Below are 16,376 nucleotides of genomic sequence, written 5' to 3'. Positions count from 1 at the left end.
ACGGCCAGAAGGGCATCGCGCGATGGCCCCTGGCCAAGGTAGAATGCGCCGCTTCATCAGCGACAGCCGCTTCGCAGGAAGCCCCTCCCGTGGACATTCTCAAAGAAAAGATCCTTTCCGAAGGCATCGTGCTTTCCGACCAGGTGCTCAAGGTCGACGCCTTCCTCAATCACCAGATCGACCCCAAGCTCATGCAGTTCATCGGCCATGAGTTCGCCGAGCGCTTCCGCGGCCAGGGCATCACCAAGATCGTCACCATCGAGGCTTCGGGCATCGCCCCGGCCGTGATGGCCGGCCTCGAGCTGGGCGTGCCGGTGATCTTCGCGCGCAAGTTCCAGTCGCTGACGCTGAAGAACGACCTGCTGATCTCCAAGGTGTTCTCCTTCACCAAGCAGACCGAGAGCACCATCGCCATCTCCGCCAAGCACCTGACGGCCGCCGACCATGTGCTGGTGATCGATGACTTCCTCGCCAACGGCCACGCGGCCAAGGCGCTGATCGACCTGATCGGCCAGGCGGGCGCGAGCATCGCCGGCCTCGGCATCGTCATCGAGAAGTCCTTCCAGGACGGGCGCCGCCTGCTGGAGGAGGAGGGTTACCGCATCGAGTCGCTGGCTCGTGTGGCCTCCCTCGCGGACGGCAAGGTCAGCTTCATCGACTGACCCGTTGCCGGGCCCGAACACCTCGGGCCCGGCGGCGCTGCGACAACGAGTCGCACCGCGCAGGCACAAAAAAGCCGCCCTCGGGCGGCTTTTTCGATGCTTCGCGACGCTTACAGGCCGGACATCTTCTTGATGGTGGCTTTCAGCTCGTCGTCGGTGCAGTCGGCGCAGGTGCCCTTCGGCGGCATGGCGTTGATGCCGGTGATGGCCTTGGCCAGGATGCCGTCGAGGCCGCCCTGGTGGTCTGCACGCTCTTTCCAGGCTGCGGTGTCACCGATCTTCGGTGCACCCAGCACGCCAGCGGTGTGGCAGGCGCCACAGTGCTTGGCGATGATGTCGTCCGGCGTACGTGCGCCGCCGCCTGCAGCCGCTGCCACGGCGCCGACACCCTTGCATTCCTGACCCTGCACGCAGACCTCGCCCACCGGCTTGATGCGCTCGGCGATGGCGTCATCGGTCGCGGCCTGGGCGCTAACTGCCCACAGGGCCAATACGGCAACATGCGCTGCCAGCATCTTATTTATCAGGTTCACCCTTTCACCCTCATCGTGGCTAGATACGCCCGCGGCCACGGTTTCGCGAGCGGGCGCAAGTATAACGTCATGGCCGTCTGGCCGAAACAACCCAACGCGTCGCAGGGATATCGGCGGCGGCGGTCTTTCAGAAGTTTGCCGGAGTGGTCGCGCTGATCAGGCGAGCCGGCAGGTCGAACGGATTGCGGAAGCGGTGCGGACGGCTGCTTTCGAAGTAGTAGCTGTCGCCCGGTTCGAGGATGTACACGTCGTTGCCGACGGTCAGTTCGAGACGCCCTTCGACCAGCATGCCGGCCTCTTCGCCCTCGTGGGCGTACATCTCGTCACCGGTGTCGGTGCCCGGCGGGTAGGTCTCGTCTAGGAAGGCGATGGCGCGGCTGGGATGGGCCTTGCCCACCAGCTTCATGGTGATGGCGCCACTGCAGATGTCGGTGAGTTCGGAGGCCCGATAGACCACCTGGGTCTGGTTGTCCTGTTCCAGGTCGAGGGAAAAGAACTCCACCAGCGACATGGGGATGCCCCCGAGCACCTTCTTCAGCGAACTGATGGAGGGGCTGACGCTGTTCTTCTCGATCATGGAAATCGTGCTGTTGGTAACGCCTGCACGTTTGGCGAGTTCACGCTGGGAAAGGCCTTTGAGCTTGCGGATAGCTTGCAGTCGAACACCGACGTCCAATGCTGGGATCCTCCTCTGGATTCTTGTTAGGGGGGGCTGGATGCGCGCAATCATGCGGCTAGCGTTCAGTATTTACAACACTTCGGCCGTCAATACTGCGCAAAAAAACGAACCCCCTGGGAAATCCCAGGAAAATCAGGAAGTTGGCAAGCAACCGGTGGTCCGCAGGCCCCGCCGGGCGAGGCTTAGCGCTCGCTCAGCGGGACCCGGCGCAGGTTGCAGAAGATCTGGTAGGGGATGGTTCCGGCGTGCATCGCCACCTCGGCGGCGGACACCTGGTTGCCCCACAGTTCGACGCGGCTGCCGAGGCCGGCCTGGGGCAGGTCGGTGAGGTCGACGGTGAGCATGTCCATGGAGACCCGGCCGATCAGCCGCGAGGGCTGGCCGTCGATGGCCACCGGCGTGCCGGTGGGCGCGTGGCGCGGATAGCCATCGGCATACCCCATGGCCACCACGCCGACCCGGGTCGGCCGTTCGGTGACGAAGCGCGCGCCATAGCCCACCGGTTGCCCGGCCGGGAGTTCACGCACGCTGATGACCTTGGACTCCAGGGTCATCACCGGCTTGAGGCGGTCGGCCAGTGGATGCGCCTGCTCGAAGGGGGTGGCGCCGTAGAGCATGATGCCGGGGCGCACCCAGTCACTGGGAACCTGGGGCCAACCCAGCAGGGCCGGCGAGTTGCGCAGGCTGACTTCCGCCTCGATGCCGGCGCAGGCCTGCTGGAACACGGCGACTTGCTGGGCGCAGCTGTCGCTGTCCAGTTCGTCGGCACGGGCGAAGTGGCTCATCAGCACCACCTTGGCCGCCTTGCCACTGGCCAGCAGGCGCTGGTGGGCGTCGCGGAACTCGGCGGGGTGGAAGCCCACCCGGTGCATCCCGGAATCCATCTTCAGCCAGAAGGTCAGCGGCCGGGCGAGGGTCGCTCGCTCCACCGCTTCCAGCTGCCAAGGGGCATGCAGGACGCACCAGAAATCATGCTGTTCGATCAGCGGCAGCTCGTCGGCCTCGAAGAAGCCTTCGAGCAGCAGGATCGGCGCGCGGATGCCCGCTTCACGCAGGGCCAGCGCTTCTTCGATGCACGCCACGGCGAACCCGTCGGCCTCGGCCTCCAGGGCGCGGGCGCAGCGGACGGCGCCATGTCCGTAGGCATCGGCCTTGACCACCGCCAGTGCGCGGGCACCGGAGGCTTCACGGGCGAGGCGGTAGTTGTGGCGCAGCGCTTCGAGGTCGATGAGGGCACGGGCGGGACGCATGGCGGGCACTTCTTCTGGTTATGGAAAAAACCCGGCTCGGGCGCCGGGCTGAGGAAGGGGTCAGGGCAGGGCGGCGACGACGGTCATCTCCACCAGCACCTCGGGGGAATACATCCGGGCCTCGACACAGGCGCGGGCCGGGGCGGCGCCCTTCGGCAGCCAGGCGTCCCAGATCGCGTTCATGGCGGCGTAGTCGGCCGCCATGTCCTTGAGGTAGATGGTCACCGAGAGCAGGTGGCTCTTGTCGGTACCGGCCTCGGCCAGCAGCTTGTCGATGCTGGCGAGGGTCTCGCGGGTCTGCTGGCCGATCCCGGCGCTGAGCTTCTCGTCAAGCTGGCCGGCCAGGTAGACCGTGCCGTTGTGGATGACGATTTCGCTGTAGCGGGTTTCAGTGTGCAGTCGCTGGATTGGCATTGCTCGAGGTCTCCTTGGAATTGCCGTAGCGGAAGATGTCCAGGCCTTCGGCGCTGATCTGCGGACGCTTGCGCGCCATCAGGTCCGCCAGCAGGCGGCCTGAACCGCAGGCCATGGTCCAGCCAAGGGTACCGTGTCCGGTATTGAGGAACAGGTTGCGGTACGGCGTGGCCCCGACGATGGGGGTGCCGTCCGGGGTTGCCGGGCGCAGGCCGGTCCAGAACTCGGCCTTGGCCACGTCGCCACCTTCCGGGTAGAGGTCGGTGGTGATCATTTCCAGGGTCTCGCGACGGCGCGGGTTCAGCGACAGGTCGAAGCCGGCGATCTCCGCCATGCCGCCGACGCGGATGCGGTCGTCGAAGCGGGTGATGGCCACCTTGTAGGTCTCGTCCAGGATGGTCGAGGTCGGGGCCATGGCACCGTTGGTGATCGGCACGGTCAGCGAGTAGCCCTTGAGCGGGTACACCGGGGCCTTGATGCCCAGCGGCTTGAGCAGTTGCGGGCTGTAGCTGCCGAGGGCGAGCACGTAGCGGTCGGCGGTTTCCAGCTTGCCGTCGATCCACACGCCGTTGATGCGGTCGCCGGCGAAGTCCAGGCGCTGGATGTCCTGGCCGAAGCGGAACTCGACCCCCAGCTGCACGGCCATCTCGGCCAGGCGGGTGGTGAACATCTGGCAGTCGCCGGTCTGGTCGTTGGGCAGGCGCAGGGCGCCGGCGAGCTTGTGCTTGACGCTGGCCAGGGCCGGCTCGACGCGGGCGATGCCGTCACGGTCGAGGATCTCGTAGGGCACGCCGGAACGCTCGAGGACGGCGATGTCCTTGGCGGCCGCGTCGACCTGGGCCTGGGTGCGGAACAGCTGGGTGGTGCCGAGCTGGCGGCCTTCATAGGCGATGCCGGTTTCGGCGCGCAGCTCGTCGAGGCAGTCGCGGCTGTACTCGGACAGGCGCACCATGCGCTCCTTGTTCACCGCATAGCGGGACGCGGTACAGTTGCGCAGCATCTGCGCCATCCACAGGTACTGGTCCAGGCTGCCGGTGGCCTTGATGGCCAGGGGCGCGTGGCGCTGCATCAGCCACTTGATGGCCTTGAGCGGCACGCCGGGGGCGGCCCAGGGGGATGCGTAGCCAGGCGAGACCTGGCCTGCGTTGGCGAAGGAGGTTTCCATGGCGACGGCCGGCTGACGGTCCACCACAACCACCTCGAAGCCTTCCCGGGCCAGATAGTAGGCACTCGCGGTACCAATCACGCCGCTGCCCAGCACCATTACTCGCATGTCTGCCTCCACCGCGACGGCCTTGCCGGCGCGTTTGTTATTTTGAGCGTAGATGTCGGCAGTATAAGAAGGCGTGACCAGTGATATTCACTATATAGCCAGCTATATTTGGCGATAATTCTTGGCAATATCGGCTTTTGCGGAGGGGCATCCACCATGAGAACCCAGCATCAATCGCGTCGTGAGCTGGACAAGATAGACCGGAATATTTTACGCATCCTCCAGGAGGACGGTCGCATCTCCTTCACCGAACTGGGCGAGCGGGTGGGGCTGTCGACCACGCCCTGCACCGAACGCGTCCGCCGCCTGGAGCGCGAGGGCATCATCATGGGCTACAACGCCCGCCTGAACCCGCAGCACCTCAAGGCCAGCCTGCTGGTGTTCGTCGAGATCAGCCTGGACTACAAGTCCGGCGACACCTTCGAGGAGTTCCGCCGCGCCGTACTCAAGCTGCCCCACGTGCTCGAATGCCACCTGGTGTCCGGCGACTTCGACTACCTGGTGAAGGCCCGCATCAACGAGATGGCCTCCTACCGCAAGCTGCTGGGGGACATCCTCCTCAAGCTGCCCCACGTTCGCGAATCCAAGTCCTACATCGTGATGGAAGAGGTGAAGGAAACCCTCAGCCTGCCCATTCCCGACTGAGCCGATCCTTGCCCCGGGGGCACAGGGATTTTTCCCGAAGCCCCCTTGGCGCATGGAGAGGGGCCTGCCTATCCTGCGTCGCTTTTTTCAAACACAAGAATCAGGATTGCGCCCATGAACGCCCGCGTTCGCCAACCGGTCCACAGCGACCGCCACGCCCCCTCCTACTACGCCGCCACCGCCAACCGCCAACTGGCCTACCCGCCCCTGCAGGGCGAGGTCCGGGCCGACGTGTGCATCGTCGGCGGGGGATTCTCCGGCCTCAACACCGCCATCGAACTGGCCCGCCGCGGCATTTCGGTGGTCCTGCTGGAGGCCCGCCAGGTGGGCTGGGGCGCCAGCGGGCGCAATGGCGGCCAGTTGATCCGGGGCGTCGGCCATGACGTCGACCACTTCGCGCCGGTGATCGGCGCCGAAGGCGTGCGTGCCCTCAAGCTGATGGGCCTGGAGGCCGTGGAACTGGTGCGCCAGCGGGTGGACGAGTTCGCCATCGACTGCGACCTGACCTGGGGTTACTGCGACCTGGCCAACACGGCACGTGACTTCGCCGGCTTCGCCGAGGACATGGAGGAACTGCGCGGGCTCGGCTATCGCCACGAGATGAAGCTGGTGCAACCCGGTGACATGCGCAGCGTAGTGGGGTCCGACCGCTATGCCGGCGGGCTCATCGACATGGGCTCGGGCCACCTGCACCCGCTCAACCTCGCCCTGGGCGAGGCGGCGGCGGCCACCTCCCTGGGCGTGCGGATATTCGAACACTCCGCGGCCACGCGCATCGACCACGGCCCTGAGGTGACGGTGCATACCGCCAGCGGCCAGGTGAAGGCCGCCACCCTGGTGCTGGGCTGCAACGCCTACATCAACGACCTCGACCCGACCCTGGGCGGCAAGGTGCTCCCGGCCGGCAGCTACATCATCGCCACCGAGCCGCTGCCCGAAGACCTGGCGCGGCAGCTGCTGCCGCAGAACATGGCGGTCTGCGACCAGCGCGTGGCCCTGGACTACTACCGCCTTTCCGCCGACCGCCGCCTGCTGTTCGGCGGCGCCTGCCACTACTCCGGGCGTGATCCGGCGGACATCGCTGCCTACATGCAGCCGAAGATGCTGGCGACCTTCCCTCAGTTGGCCGACGTGCGCATCGACTACCAGTGGGGCGGCATGATCGGCATCGGTGCCAACCGCCTGCCGCAGATCGGCCGACTGCCCGAACACCCGAACGTCTACTTCGCCCAGGCCTACTCGGGCCACGGGGTGAACGCCACCCACCTGGCGGGCAAGCTGCTGGCGGAAGCCATCTGCGGCGAGCAGGGCAGCGGTTTCGAGGTGTTCGCCAAGGTGCCCCACATCACCTTCCCCGGCGGCAAGCTGCTGCGCTCGCCGCTGCTGGCGCTGGGGATGCTCTGGTACCGCTTGCGCGAGACGCTGGGCAACAGCCTGGCGCGCTGACCCTCAGGCGCCCGGGGAGCCGGCCGGGGCGTCTTCGCCCATCGGCTCCCGGGTCCAGGCCAGCCAGACGAACCCCGCCGCCCCCACGGCCATCATCAGCGGCAACGCATGGCCGCTGATCCACTGGCTGGCGGCGCCGGTCACCAGCGGCCCGATCAGGCAGCCGATGCCCCAGAGCTGGGCGACATGGGCATTGGCCCGCACCAGTTCATCGTCCCGGAAACGCTCGCCGATCAGGATCAGCGCCAAGGTGAACAGCCCGCCGGCGCTGGCACCGAACACCACCCACACCGGCCAGATCAGCACCGTGTGCAGCACCAGCGGCACGCTCAGGCTGGACAGCAGCAGGGCCAGGCCGCAGGCCCGGAACAGCGCACGCCGGGGTACTCGGTCCGCCATCCAGCCGATGGGCAATTGCAGGGCCGCATCACCCACCACCACCACGCTGGCCATCAGCAGGGCCACCTCCTGGGTGAAGCCCTGGCGCAGGCCGTAGACGGGCAACAGGGTGAGCATCATCGCTTCGAAGGCCGCAAACAGCACCACCGCCCAGGCGATGGTCGGCATACGCTGGCAGAAGACCCAGAGGCCACGCCCGGAGGCGCCGTGCTCGTCGACCTGGGGCGCGCCGCCCCGCCCGAGCAAGAGCAGCGAACCGCCGATCAACAGGCCGGTGCCGGTCCAGAAGCCGCGGTCCGTGTCGCTGCCCAGCAGGGTCAGCAGCAGGGGGCCGGACAGCTGGCTCAGCGCATAGCCGGTGCCGTACAGCGCCACCAGGCGGCCACGCCACTGCTCCACCGCCAGCTGGTTGATCCAGCTCTCGCCGAGGATGAACACCACGGTCAGCGCCACGCCGATGAACAACCGCAGCAGCAACCAGACCGGGTAACTCTGCACCAGCGCCAGCAGCGCCACCGAGGCTGCCCCCAGCAGCAGGCACAGCTGCATCAGCGGGACGGTGCCGAAGCGCGCCGCCAGGCGTCCGGCCAGGGAGGCGCCGAGGAGCACGCCCACCGCCGGGGTGGCGGCCATGACGCCGATGGCGAACGAGCCGTAGTGCCAGCTCTCCAGGCGCAGCGACACCAGTGGCATGGTCACGCCCAGCGCCAGGCCGATGCTGATGACGGCGCCACACACAGCGAAATAGGTGCCCCAACGCATGACGGTGTTCCTCCCGTTTACGGCTACTGGCTGGCGGAAAAGCAAAAACGGCCGGGCTCCCGAAGGGAAACCCGGCCGCAGGTGTGGCTCTCGCGGAGCCGGCCCTCCCCGAGAGGAGGGCGGACCTTGGCGCGACCGGAACCGGCCGCGCCGTGTCAGGCGGTCAGACCGCCGCTGTTCAGAGCTTGATCCAGGTGGCCTTCAGCTCGGTGTACTTGTCGAACGCGTGCAGGGACTTGTCGCGACCGTTGCCGGACTGCTTGAAGCCACCGAACGGCGCGGTCATGTCGCCGCCGTCGTACTGGTTGATCCACACGCTGCCGGCCCGCAGGGCCTTGCCCACCAGGTGGGCGCGGGACAGGTTGCTGGTCCACACCGCAGCCGCCAGGCCGTAGATGGTGTCGTTGGCGATGGCGACGGCCTCGGCCTCGTTGTCGAAGCCGATCACCGACAGCACCGGCCCGAAGATCTCTTCCTTGGCGATGCGCATGGCGTTGGTCACGCCGTCGAAGATGGTCGGCTCGACGTAGGTGCCGCCGGTCTCCTCCATCACGCGCTTGCCGCCGGCCACCAGCTTGGCGCCGTCGTCATGGCCGGCCTGGATGTAGGACAGCACGTTGTTCATCTGGGTGGTGTCCACCAGCGCGCCGACGTTGGTGGCGGGGTCCAGCGGGTTGCCCGGCTTCCAGCCCTTGATGGCCTCGACCACCATGGGCACGAACTTCTCCTTGATGGAGTTCTCCACCAGCAGGCGCGAGCCGGCGGTGCAGACCTCGCCCTGGTTGAAGGCGATGGCGGCGGCAGCGGACTCGGCAGCGGCCTTGAGGTCCGGGGCGTCGGCGAAGACGATGTTCGGGCTCTTGCCGCCGGCTTCCAGCCAGACGCGCTTCATGTTGGATTCACCGGCGTAGATCATCAGTTGCTTGGCGATCTTGGTGGAGCCGGTGAACACCAGGGTGTCGACGTCCATGTGCAGGGCCAGGGCCTTGCCGACGGTGTGGCCGAAGCCCGGCAGCACGTTGAACACGCCCGCGGGGATGCCGGCCTCGATGGCCAGCTGGGCGATGCGGATGCCGGTCAGCGGCGACTTCTCGGACGGCTTGAGGATGATGGAGTTGCCGGTGGCCAGCGCCGGGCCGAGCTTCCAGCAGGTCATCAGCAAGGGGAAGTTCCACGGCACGATGGCGGCGACCACGCCCACCGGCTCGCGGGTCACCAGGCCCAGCTCGTTGTGCGGGGTGGCGGCGACTTCGTCGTAGATCTTGTCGATGGCCTCGCCGCTCCAGCGGATGGCACGGGACGCTGACGGCACGTCGATGTTCAGCGAGTCACCGATCGGCTTGCCCATGTCCAGGGTTTCCAGCAGGGCCAGCTCTTCGGCATGGGCGTCCAGCAGGTCGGCGAAGCGGATCATCACTTCCTTGCGCTTCACCGGGGCGAGGCGCGACCAGACACCGGATTCGAAAGTGGCGCGGGCATCCTTGACCGCCACCTCGGCGTCGGCCAGGTCACAGCTGGCAACCAGGCCCAGCACACGACCATCCACAGGGCTGATGCACTCGAAGGTGGCACCGGATGCAGCCGGGGTGTATTCGCCATGGACGAAGGCGCGGGTCTCGATCTGCAGGGACTTGGCGCGCTGTTCCCAGTCGGCACGAGTGAGGGTGGTCATGGGGCGTTCCTCTTACTTTTATTAGTGGAAGTGCCGGCAGGGGAGGGACCGACACTGTCAAGAATTCTGCAAGGCCTACACGCGGCCAAAGCTGTGCGACACCCTAAACCAGAGGCCCCTGGATTTTCAATATTTTTGACACTGCCGGGAGCAGGGGCCTTGTAATGTTCATTTTATTAAACATAGACTCAGGACCGGTACGCCCGCGTTCCGCATTTCCCGCCACCGTGCATGTCGGGATTCCGAACACCTGCCGGGCAGAATAAGAAACAGGCCGCCCTGCGCGACCTCCACAACGCCGCTACGGAATCGCCATGAACATCGAATCCATCGTCGACTTCGCCACCAGCCCCGCCACCGCCGAGCACTACCGCCCCGCGCCCGAGAAGATCCTCAAGGGCGACCCCGAACAGAGTGTGCGCAACCACTACGGTAGCCCCTGCGGGCAGTTCAACGTCGGCATCTGGGAGGGCGCGGTCGGCCAGTGGACGGTGAACTACACCGAGCATGAGTACTGCGAGATCCTCCAGGGCGTCTCCGTCATCCGCGACGCCGCCGGCAGCGCCAAGACCGTGCGCGCGGGCGACCGCTTCGTGATCCCGGCCGGCTTCTCCGGCACCTGGGAAGTGCTGGAAGCCTGCCGCAAGGTCTACGTCATCTTCGAGCAGGCCAAATAAGCCTGCCGACACCCGATGCTTGTCACCCCTGGCCCGCGAAAGCGGGCTTTTTTATGTCCCGCGCCCGCCACGCCAAATCGCAGGCATGAAAAAGCCCACCATGAGGCGGGCTTTTCGCAAGGGCCGGATCAATTACTTGATCTTGGCTTCCTTATAGATCACGTGCTTACGCACGACAGGATCGTACTTCTTGATCTCGATCTTGTCGGGAGTGGTGCGCTTGTTCTTGTCGGTGGTGTAGAAGTGGCCGGTACCGGCGCTGGACACCAAACGGATCAGTTCACGCATGATTTGCTCCTTAAACCTTTTCGCCGCGAGCGCGCAGCTCGGACAGAACGACGTCAATGCCACGCTTGTCGATGATGCGCATGCCCTTGGCGGAAACGCGCAGACGCACGAAGCGCTTCTCGGACTCGACCCAGAAGCGATGGTGCTGCAGGTTCGGCAGGAAACGACGACGGGTTTTGTTGTTTGCGTGGGAAATGTTGTTCCCGGTAGCCGGACCCTTACCGGTTACTTGACAGACTCTAGACATGCCTCAGCCCTCTAAACCTCATGCCCAACCCGGCATGGGTTGGCCGCTTGAACTCTCAATTGTGGGCGTGTTTAGCGCCCGTCTCGTCAGGGTCTTACCGGCCGCACAGTGATTGCGAAAGACCGGGCCCCAGAAAAGAGCGCTGCTTTATACCAGAACACCCCTAGTGCAGCAAGGGCTCCACCAACTTACCCACACCCTGCCGCCCGGCCACGGCGTGCGTTCTGCCGCGAGGCGGGGCGCCTCGCCCTGGCGACCATTCGTCGGCAACTGCGATTGCCCCACCGCGCTGGCTAGGCTAGCGTTCGCCTCCTGGCCAACGCATCCCGAGGAATCCGCCATGCGCCTTGCCCTGCTCCCCCTGCTGTTCGCCCCGCTGCTGGCACAGGCGGCCAACCTGAGCGTGTGCACCGAAGCCAGCCCGGACGGGTTCGACGTGGTGCAGTACAACGCCCTGACCACCACCAACGCCTCGGCCGACGTGCTGATGAACCGCCTGGTGGAGTTCGATGCCCAGGCCGCCCGCCTGGTGCCGGGCCTGGCAGAGCGCTGGGAAGTGTCCGAGGACGGCCTCAGCTACAGCTTCCATCTGCGCCCGGGGGTGCGCTTCCACCACACCGACTACTTCGCCCCGAGCCGCGAGCTGGATGCCGACGACGTGCTGTTCAGCTTCCAGCGCATGCTCGACCCGGCCAACCCCTGGCACAAGGTGGCGCAAAGCGGCTTCCCCCACGCCCAGTCCATGCAGCTGCCGGGCCTGGTGCGCTCGGTGGAGAAGGTCGACGCGCGCACCGTCCGCTTCAACCTGACCCACCCCGATGCCACCTTCCTGGCGATGCTCAGCATGGGCTTCGCTTCTATCTATTCCGCCGAGTACGCCGACCAGCTGATGAAAGCCGGCACGCCGGAGAAGCTCAACGCCCAGCCCATCGGCACCGGCCCCTTCGTGTTCAAGCGCTTCCAGAAGGACGCGGCGATCCGCTACAGCGCCAACCCGGACTACTTCGCCGGCAAGCCGGCGGTGGACAACCTGGTGTTCGCCATCACCCCGGATGCCAATGTGCGCCTGCAGAAGCTGCGCCGGGGCGAATGCCAGATCGCCCTGTCACCCAAGCCGCTGGATGTGGGGCAGGCACGCCAGGACAGCAACCTGCGGGTCGTGGAGACCCCGGCCTTCATGACCGCCTTCGTCGCGCTGAACAGCCAGCATCCGCCGCTGGACCAGGCCAAGGTGCGGCAGGCGATCAACCTCGCCTTCGACAAGGCCAGCTATATAAAGGCCGTGTTCGAAGGCACCGCCACACCGGCTGACGGCCCGTTCCCGCCCACCACCTGGGGCTACGCCAAGGACCTGCCCGGCTACGCCTACGACCCTGGCAAGGCCAAGGCGCTGCTGGCCGAAGCCGGGTTGCCGGACGGTTTCAGCACCACCCTGTGGACACGCCCCTCCGGCAGCGTGCTCAACCCCAACCCGAACCTGGGTGCGCAGATGCTGCAGGCCGACCTGGCCAAGGTGGGCATCCGCGCCGACATCCGCGTCATCGAGTGGGGCGAACTGATCCGGCGCGCCAAGGCCGGCGAGCACGACCTGCTGTTCATGGGCTGGGCGGGCGACAACGGCGACCCGGACAACTTCCTCACGCCTCAATTCGCCTGCGCCTCGGTGCAGTCGGGCCTGAACTTCGCCCGCTACTGCAATACGGACCTCGACCAGTTGATCAGCCAGGCCAAGGCCACGCCGGACACCACGGCGCGCAGCGACTTCTACGCCCGAGCCCAGGCGATCATCCACGAGCAGGCCCTGTGGCTGCCCCTGGCCCACCCCACGGCATTCGCCCTGGTGCGTGCCAATGTGCGCGGCTATGAGGCCAACCCCTTCGGCCGGCAGGACTTCTCCAAGGTGGAGCTGGCGCCTTGAACGAGCTGGCCGAGCGCTACCTGCCGGATTTCCAGTTCGTCGAGCGTCATCACCTCGACCTGGACACCTCCGCTGCACAGGCACTGGACGCTGCCAGCCAGCTCTCCACCCACGACGATCCGCTGGTCAGGAGCCTGCTCCGCCTGCGCGAAGCCCCCGCGCGCCTGGCCAACCGACTGGGCTGGCGCAACGCACTGGAGGCCCGGCCGGCCTTCGGCCTGCATGAATTCACGCTGCTGGAACGCAACGGCGACCAGGCAATGGCCTACGGCCTGATCGGGCGCTTCTGGCGTACGGATTTCGGTCTGGAAGCGGTCCCTGACGCACAGGCCTTCATGAGGTATGAGGAACCGGGCGTCGCCAAGCTGGTGATGACCTTCCACTGCTCACCACGCCCGGCGGGAGTTCGCCTGCACACGGAGACGCGCGTCCACTGCCCGGATCGCCACAGCCGCCTGCTGTTCACCCCCTACTGGCTGGCCATCCGCCCCGCCAGCGGGCTGATCCGGCGGCGCATGCTGGCAGCCATTCGCCGCCAGCTCGCGAGCGCGGCCTAGAGCCAGCCGTACTCGGCCAGGGACAGCGGCTCGCCATCGCCCACCACGAAGTGGTCCAGCACCCGCACATCCACCAGCGCCAGCGCATCCTTCAGGCGATGCGTCAGGTCGCGGTCGGCCTGGCTGGGTTCGGCGATGCCGGAAGGGTGGTTGTGGGTGAGGATGAGCGCGGCGGCGTTGTGTGCCAGGGCGCGCTTGACCACCTGGCGCGGGTAGACACTGGCGCCGTCGATGGTGCCGCGGAACAGCACCTCGAAGGCCAGCACCCGGTGGCGGGTATCGAGGAACAGGCAGCCGAACACTTCGTGGGGCTCGTGCCGCAACTGGGCCTTGAGGTAATCCCGCACCGCCCGGGGGTTCTCCAGTGCAGAATCCCGCCGCAATCCCTCGGCCAGGTGCCGACGGGCCATCTCCAGCACCGCCTGCAACTGGGCGAACTTGGCCGGTCCGAGACCCGGCCGCTGGCAGAACGTGGCCAGGTCCGCCTCCAGCAGCGGGCGCAGCCCGCCGAACTGGACCAGAATCTGGCGCGCGAGGTCCACGGCACTCTGCCCCGGCAGCCCGGTGCGCAGGAAAATGGCGAGGAGTTCGGCGTCGGTAAGGGCCGCCGCGCCCTGTTCGAGTAGCTTCTCCCGCGGGCGTTCCGCTGCGGGCCAATGACGGATGCTCATGACACCTCCCTGGTCAGCTGCGCCACTGTTCCCATGCGGGCGCTGTGCTATCTTAGCCAACCTTTTTTGCGCGGTGATCCGGCCCTGGGGAGGCGCCGACACCGCAGCGCACCACTCCACCTCTATTATTAAGGCAGGCCTATGCAGCGGCTCTATCGGAAACGCATCGTCCTGGGCGTGGGCGGCGGCATTGCCGCCTACAAGAGTGCGGAGCTGATCCGCCGCCTGCGCGACCAGGGCGCGGAAGTCCGGGTGGTGATGACCCAGGGCGGCCGCGAGTTCATCACACCGCTGACCCTCCAGGCCCTGTCCGGCCACCCCGTGCACCTCGACCTGCTGGACCCGGCCGCCGAAGCCGCCATGGGCCACATCGAGCTCGCCCGCTGGGCCGACCTGGTGCTGATCGCCCCGGCCACCGCCGACCTGATGGCGCGCCTGGCCCAGGGCCTGGCCAACGACCTGCTGACCACCCTGGTGCTGGCCACCGACGCCAAGGTCGCCCTGGCCCCGGCGATGAACCAGGCCATGTGGCGCGACCCGGCCACCCAGGCCAATGCCCAGTGCCTGGCCCAGCGCGGCCTGCACCTGTTCGGCCCGGCAGCCGGCAGCCAGGCCTGCGGCGATGTCGGCCCGGGCCGCATGCTGGAGGCCAACGACCTGGCCCAGCAGGCCGCCAACCTGTTCGAACACCAGGCACTGACCGGCCGCCACGTGCTGATCACGGCCGGTCCGACCCAGGAGAACATCGACCCGGTCCGCTACATCACCAACCACAGCTCCGGGAAGATGGGCTTCGCCCTGGCCGAAGCGGCGGTGGAGGCGGGCGCCAAGGTCACCCTGATCACCGGCCCCGTCCACCTGCCGACCCCCGACCGGGTCAACCGGGTCGATGTGGTCAGCGCCCGCGACATGCTCGCGGCCTGCGAAGCGGCCATGCCCTGCGACCTGCTGATCGCTGCGGCAGCCGTGGCGGACTACCGCCCCGAAGTGGTCGCACCGCACAAAATGAAAAAGGACCCCACCAGCGGCGAAGGCCTGCTGCTGCAGCTGGTGCGCAACCCCGATATCCTCGCGACCCTGGCCGGCCGGCCCGATCGCCCCTTCAGCGTCGGCTTCGCCGCCGAGACCGAGAACCTGCTGGAGTACGCCTCGCGCAAGCTGCGCGACAAGAACCTCGACCTGATCGTTGCCAATGACGTGGCCAACCCCAGCATCGGCTTCAACAGCGAGGAGAATGCGATCACCATCATCGATCGCGGGCTGCACCAGACCAGCTTCTCCCAGACCAGCAAGAGCAAGATCGCCCGCCAGCTGGTTGCCTTCATCGCCGACCGCCTCAACCAGGCCTGAGACTCCATGCACGCACTGCAAGCCAAGATCCTCGACCCCCGCCTCGGCAGCGAATTCCCGCTGCCCCAGTACGCCACCCCCGGTTCCGCCGGCCTCGACCTGCGCGCCATGCTCAAGGAAGACCTGACGCTGGAACCCGGCCAGACCGTGCTGATTCCCACCGGCCTCTCGATCCACATCGCCGACCCGGGCCTGGCCGCGTTGATCCTGCCGCGCTCCGGGCTGGGCCATAAGCACGGCATCGTGCTCGGCAACCTGGTGGGCCTGATCGATTCCGACTACCAGGGCGAGCTGATGGTGTCCTGCTGGAACCGTGGCCAGAGCGCCTTCACCCTGGCCGTCGGCGAACGCCTGGCCCAGCTAGTCTTGGTGCCTGTCGTGCAAGCGCATTTCGAACTCGTCGACGAGTTCGGCCAGAGCGAGCGCGGCGCCGGCGGCTTCGGCCATTCGGGCAGCCACTGATTCCGCATTGACCTCAGGATGAATCGCGGGGGAGACCTTCAGTGAAACTCTTCAAGCGCAATGCCAAGGACACCGACACCGGCATGCTGGCCAGCCCCACCGAAGCCAAGGAGCCCGCCAAGGGCGCCAAGGCCGGCAGCGGCCTGCTCACCGACCTGATGCCCGGGCTGATCGCCTCCGCCGTCGGCGTGGCCGCGGGCAGTGCGCTGCTCTGGCTCACCCTGGTGGACAGCGGCGAAAAAGCCCAGCGCGCCCAACTGGCGCAGGCCTGGGCGGACAGCCAGGGCGCCTCGTTGCGCCAGGCCCTCGGCCAGCTGGTTGCCGACACCGCCGCCGCCGCCCGCAATCCGGCGCTGGCGGACGCCCTCAACAGCGGCGACCCGTCCCGCGTGCAGGTCGCCGAGCGCGGCCTGGGCTACTGGAATGCCGTGGTGGATGCCCACCTCAACCTGCCCGGTCAGGCCCAGCAGA

The 16,376-nt window shown here is 66.9% G+C and carries 18 protein-coding genes; 8 read left to right on the top strand and 10 right to left on the bottom strand.

The window, feature by feature from the left end; translation table 11 throughout:
- The first annotated feature begins 89 nt into the window (after window positions 1-89).
- Window positions 90-662, top strand: coding sequence for a xanthine phosphoribosyltransferase (locus SZ55_RS02450; protein WP_044400746.1), 573 nt, complete (start codon window positions 90-92; stop codon window positions 660-662).
- Between the two features lie 110 nt (window positions 663-772).
- Here the strand turns inward: SZ55_RS02450 and SZ55_RS02445 are convergent, their stop codons facing one another.
- From SZ55_RS02445 to dadA, 5 genes are all read right to left on the bottom strand, one after another.
- Window positions 773-1,195: a c-type cytochrome gene (locus SZ55_RS02445; protein ID WP_044400744.1), complete on the bottom strand. Its 423-nt coding sequence runs from the start codon at window positions 1,193-1,195 to the stop codon at window positions 773-775.
- Between the two features lie 127 nt (window positions 1,196-1,322).
- The gene (locus tag SZ55_RS02440; protein WP_044400741.1) at window positions 1,323-1,871 is read right to left on the bottom strand and encodes a cupin domain-containing protein; all 549 of its coding nucleotides are present in this window, start codon (window positions 1,869-1,871) and stop codon (window positions 1,323-1,325) included.
- Window positions 1,872-2,056: 185 nt separating this feature from the next.
- Window positions 2,057-3,124, bottom strand: coding sequence for an alanine racemase (gene alr / locus SZ55_RS02435; RefSeq protein WP_044400738.1), 1,068 nt, complete (start codon window positions 3,122-3,124; stop codon window positions 2,057-2,059).
- Window positions 3,125-3,184: 60 nt separating this feature from the next.
- The gene (locus SZ55_RS02430; RefSeq protein ID WP_044400736.1) at window positions 3,185-3,538 is read right to left on the bottom strand and encodes a RidA family protein; all 354 of its coding nucleotides are present in this window, start codon (window positions 3,536-3,538) and stop codon (window positions 3,185-3,187) included.
- Window positions 3,513-4,811, bottom strand: coding sequence for a D-amino acid dehydrogenase (dadA, locus tag SZ55_RS02425; protein WP_044400733.1), 1,299 nt, complete (start codon window positions 4,809-4,811; stop codon window positions 3,513-3,515). The genes SZ55_RS02430 and dadA overlap by 26 nt, the downstream gene beginning before the upstream one ends.
- A 156-nt stretch (window positions 4,812-4,967) precedes the next feature.
- On the opposite strand from dadA, the gene dadR reads away from it, so the two are divergent.
- Both dadR and SZ55_RS02415 read left to right on the top strand, forming a co-directional pair.
- Window positions 4,968-5,456 (top strand): transcriptional regulator DadR, encoded by a 489-nt coding sequence (gene dadR / locus SZ55_RS02420; protein WP_044400730.1) that lies wholly within the window; start codon window positions 4,968-4,970, stop codon window positions 5,454-5,456.
- A gap of 114 nt (window positions 5,457-5,570) precedes the next feature.
- Window positions 5,571-6,902 (top strand): NAD(P)/FAD-dependent oxidoreductase, encoded by a 1,332-nt coding sequence (locus SZ55_RS02415; RefSeq protein WP_044400727.1) that lies wholly within the window; start codon window positions 5,571-5,573, stop codon window positions 6,900-6,902.
- A 3-nt stretch (window positions 6,903-6,905) separates the two neighbouring features.
- Here SZ55_RS02415 and SZ55_RS02410 read toward each other — a convergent pair whose 3' ends face one another.
- Complete coding sequence (locus SZ55_RS02410; protein ID WP_044400724.1) at window positions 6,906-8,063, bottom strand: MFS transporter; 1,158 nt, start codon at window positions 8,061-8,063, stop codon at window positions 6,906-6,908.
- A 178-nt stretch (window positions 8,064-8,241) separates the two neighbouring features.
- The gene (locus SZ55_RS02405; protein WP_044400721.1) at window positions 8,242-9,735 is read right to left on the bottom strand and encodes an aldehyde dehydrogenase; all 1,494 of its coding nucleotides are present in this window, start codon (window positions 9,733-9,735) and stop codon (window positions 8,242-8,244) included.
- Between the two features lie 314 nt (window positions 9,736-10,049).
- On the opposite strand from SZ55_RS02405, the gene SZ55_RS02400 reads away from it, so the two are divergent.
- Window positions 10,050-10,412: a cupin domain-containing protein gene (locus SZ55_RS02400; RefSeq protein ID WP_044400718.1), complete on the top strand. Its 363-nt coding sequence runs from the start codon at window positions 10,050-10,052 to the stop codon at window positions 10,410-10,412.
- A 132-nt stretch (window positions 10,413-10,544) separates the two neighbouring features.
- Here SZ55_RS02400 and rpmG read toward each other — a convergent pair whose 3' ends face one another.
- Both rpmG and rpmB read right to left on the bottom strand, forming a co-directional pair.
- Window positions 10,545-10,700, bottom strand: coding sequence for a 50S ribosomal protein L33 (rpmG, locus tag SZ55_RS02395; RefSeq protein WP_012703270.1), 156 nt, complete (start codon window positions 10,698-10,700; stop codon window positions 10,545-10,547).
- 10 nt (window positions 10,701-10,710) lie between these two features.
- On the bottom strand, window positions 10,711-10,947 hold the full coding sequence (rpmB, locus tag SZ55_RS02390; RefSeq protein WP_044400708.1) for a 50S ribosomal protein L28: 237 nt from the start codon (window positions 10,945-10,947) through the stop codon (window positions 10,711-10,713).
- A gap of 340 nt (window positions 10,948-11,287) precedes the next feature.
- On the opposite strand from rpmB, the gene SZ55_RS02385 reads away from it, so the two are divergent.
- A complete protein-coding gene (locus SZ55_RS02385) occupies window positions 11,288-12,865 on the top strand; it encodes an ABC transporter substrate-binding protein (RefSeq protein WP_044400705.1) in 1,578 nt (525 codons plus the stop codon).
- Window positions 12,862-13,422 carry a DUF2867 domain-containing protein gene (locus SZ55_RS02380; protein ID WP_044400702.1) on the top strand — a complete coding sequence of 187 codons (561 nt, stop codon included), beginning with the start codon at window positions 12,862-12,864 and terminating at the stop codon, window positions 13,420-13,422. Before SZ55_RS02385 ends, SZ55_RS02380 begins: the two co-directional genes overlap by 4 nt.
- Here the strand turns inward: SZ55_RS02380 and radC are convergent.
- Window positions 13,419-14,093, bottom strand: a complete 675-nt coding sequence (radC, locus tag SZ55_RS02375; protein WP_044400699.1) for a RadC family protein — start codon at window positions 14,091-14,093, stop codon at window positions 13,419-13,421. The genes SZ55_RS02380 and radC overlap by 4 nt on opposite strands.
- A 141-nt stretch (window positions 14,094-14,234) precedes the next feature.
- On the opposite strand from radC, the gene coaBC reads away from it, so the two are divergent.
- Window positions 14,235-15,443 carry a bifunctional phosphopantothenoylcysteine decarboxylase/phosphopantothenate--cysteine ligase CoaBC gene (gene coaBC, locus SZ55_RS02370; RefSeq protein ID WP_044400696.1) on the top strand — a complete coding sequence of 403 codons (1,209 nt, stop codon included), beginning with the start codon at window positions 14,235-14,237 and terminating at the stop codon, window positions 15,441-15,443.
- Window positions 15,444-15,449: 6 nt separating this feature from the next.
- The gene (gene dut / locus SZ55_RS02365) at window positions 15,450-15,905 is read left to right on the top strand and encodes a dUTP diphosphatase (protein WP_044400693.1); all 456 of its coding nucleotides are present in this window, start codon (window positions 15,450-15,452) and stop codon (window positions 15,903-15,905) included.
- Window positions 15,906-16,376 lie beyond the last annotated feature (471 nt).

The sequence above is a fragment of the Pseudomonas sp. FeS53a genome, assembly GCF_000931385.1.
Lineage (GTDB): Bacteria > Pseudomonadota > Gammaproteobacteria > Pseudomonadales > Pseudomonadaceae > Metapseudomonas > Metapseudomonas otitidis.
The sequence above is the reverse complement of the archived record's forward strand: the minus strand, read 5'-3'. Positions and strand labels throughout refer to the sequence as shown.

Excerpts from the sequence above, each read along its gene's own strand:
- SZ55_RS02400 (WP_044400718.1), top strand. The coding sequence starts at position 10,050 with ATGAACATCGAATCCATCGTCGACTTCGCCACCAGCCCCGCCACCGCC.
- dadA (WP_044400733.1), bottom strand. The coding sequence starts at position 4,811 with ATGCGAGTAATGGTGCTGGGCAGCGGCGTGATTGGTACCGCGAGTGCC.
- rpmB (WP_044400708.1), bottom strand. The coding sequence starts at position 10,947 with ATGTCTAGAGTCTGTCAAGTAACCGGTAAGGGTCCGGCTACCGGGAAC.
- SZ55_RS02410 (WP_044400724.1), bottom strand. The coding sequence starts at position 8,063 with ATGCGTTGGGGCACCTATTTCGCTGTGTGTGGCGCCGTCATCAGCATC.
- radC (WP_044400699.1), bottom strand. The coding sequence starts at position 14,093 with ATGAGCATCCGTCATTGGCCCGCAGCGGAACGCCCGCGGGAGAAGCTA.
- SZ55_RS02385 (WP_044400705.1), top strand. The coding sequence starts at position 11,288 with ATGCGCCTTGCCCTGCTCCCCCTGCTGTTCGCCCCGCTGCTGGCACAG.
- SZ55_RS02415 (WP_044400727.1), top strand. The coding sequence starts at position 5,571 with ATGAACGCCCGCGTTCGCCAACCGGTCCACAGCGACCGCCACGCCCCC.
- alr (WP_044400738.1), bottom strand. The coding sequence starts at position 3,124 with ATGCGTCCCGCCCGTGCCCTCATCGACCTCGAAGCGCTGCGCCACAAC.
- SZ55_RS02430 (WP_044400736.1), bottom strand. The coding sequence starts at position 3,538 with ATGCCAATCCAGCGACTGCACACTGAAACCCGCTACAGCGAAATCGTC.
- dadR (WP_044400730.1), top strand. The coding sequence starts at position 4,968 with ATGAGAACCCAGCATCAATCGCGTCGTGAGCTGGACAAGATAGACCGG.
- rpmG (WP_012703270.1), bottom strand. The coding sequence starts at position 10,700 with ATGCGTGAACTGATCCGTTTGGTGTCCAGCGCCGGTACCGGCCACTTC.
- SZ55_RS02405 (WP_044400721.1), bottom strand. The coding sequence starts at position 9,735 with ATGACCACCCTCACTCGTGCCGACTGGGAACAGCGCGCCAAGTCCCTG.
- dut (WP_044400693.1), top strand. The coding sequence starts at position 15,450 with ATGCACGCACTGCAAGCCAAGATCCTCGACCCCCGCCTCGGCAGCGAA.
- coaBC (WP_044400696.1), top strand. The coding sequence starts at position 14,235 with ATGCAGCGGCTCTATCGGAAACGCATCGTCCTGGGCGTGGGCGGCGGC.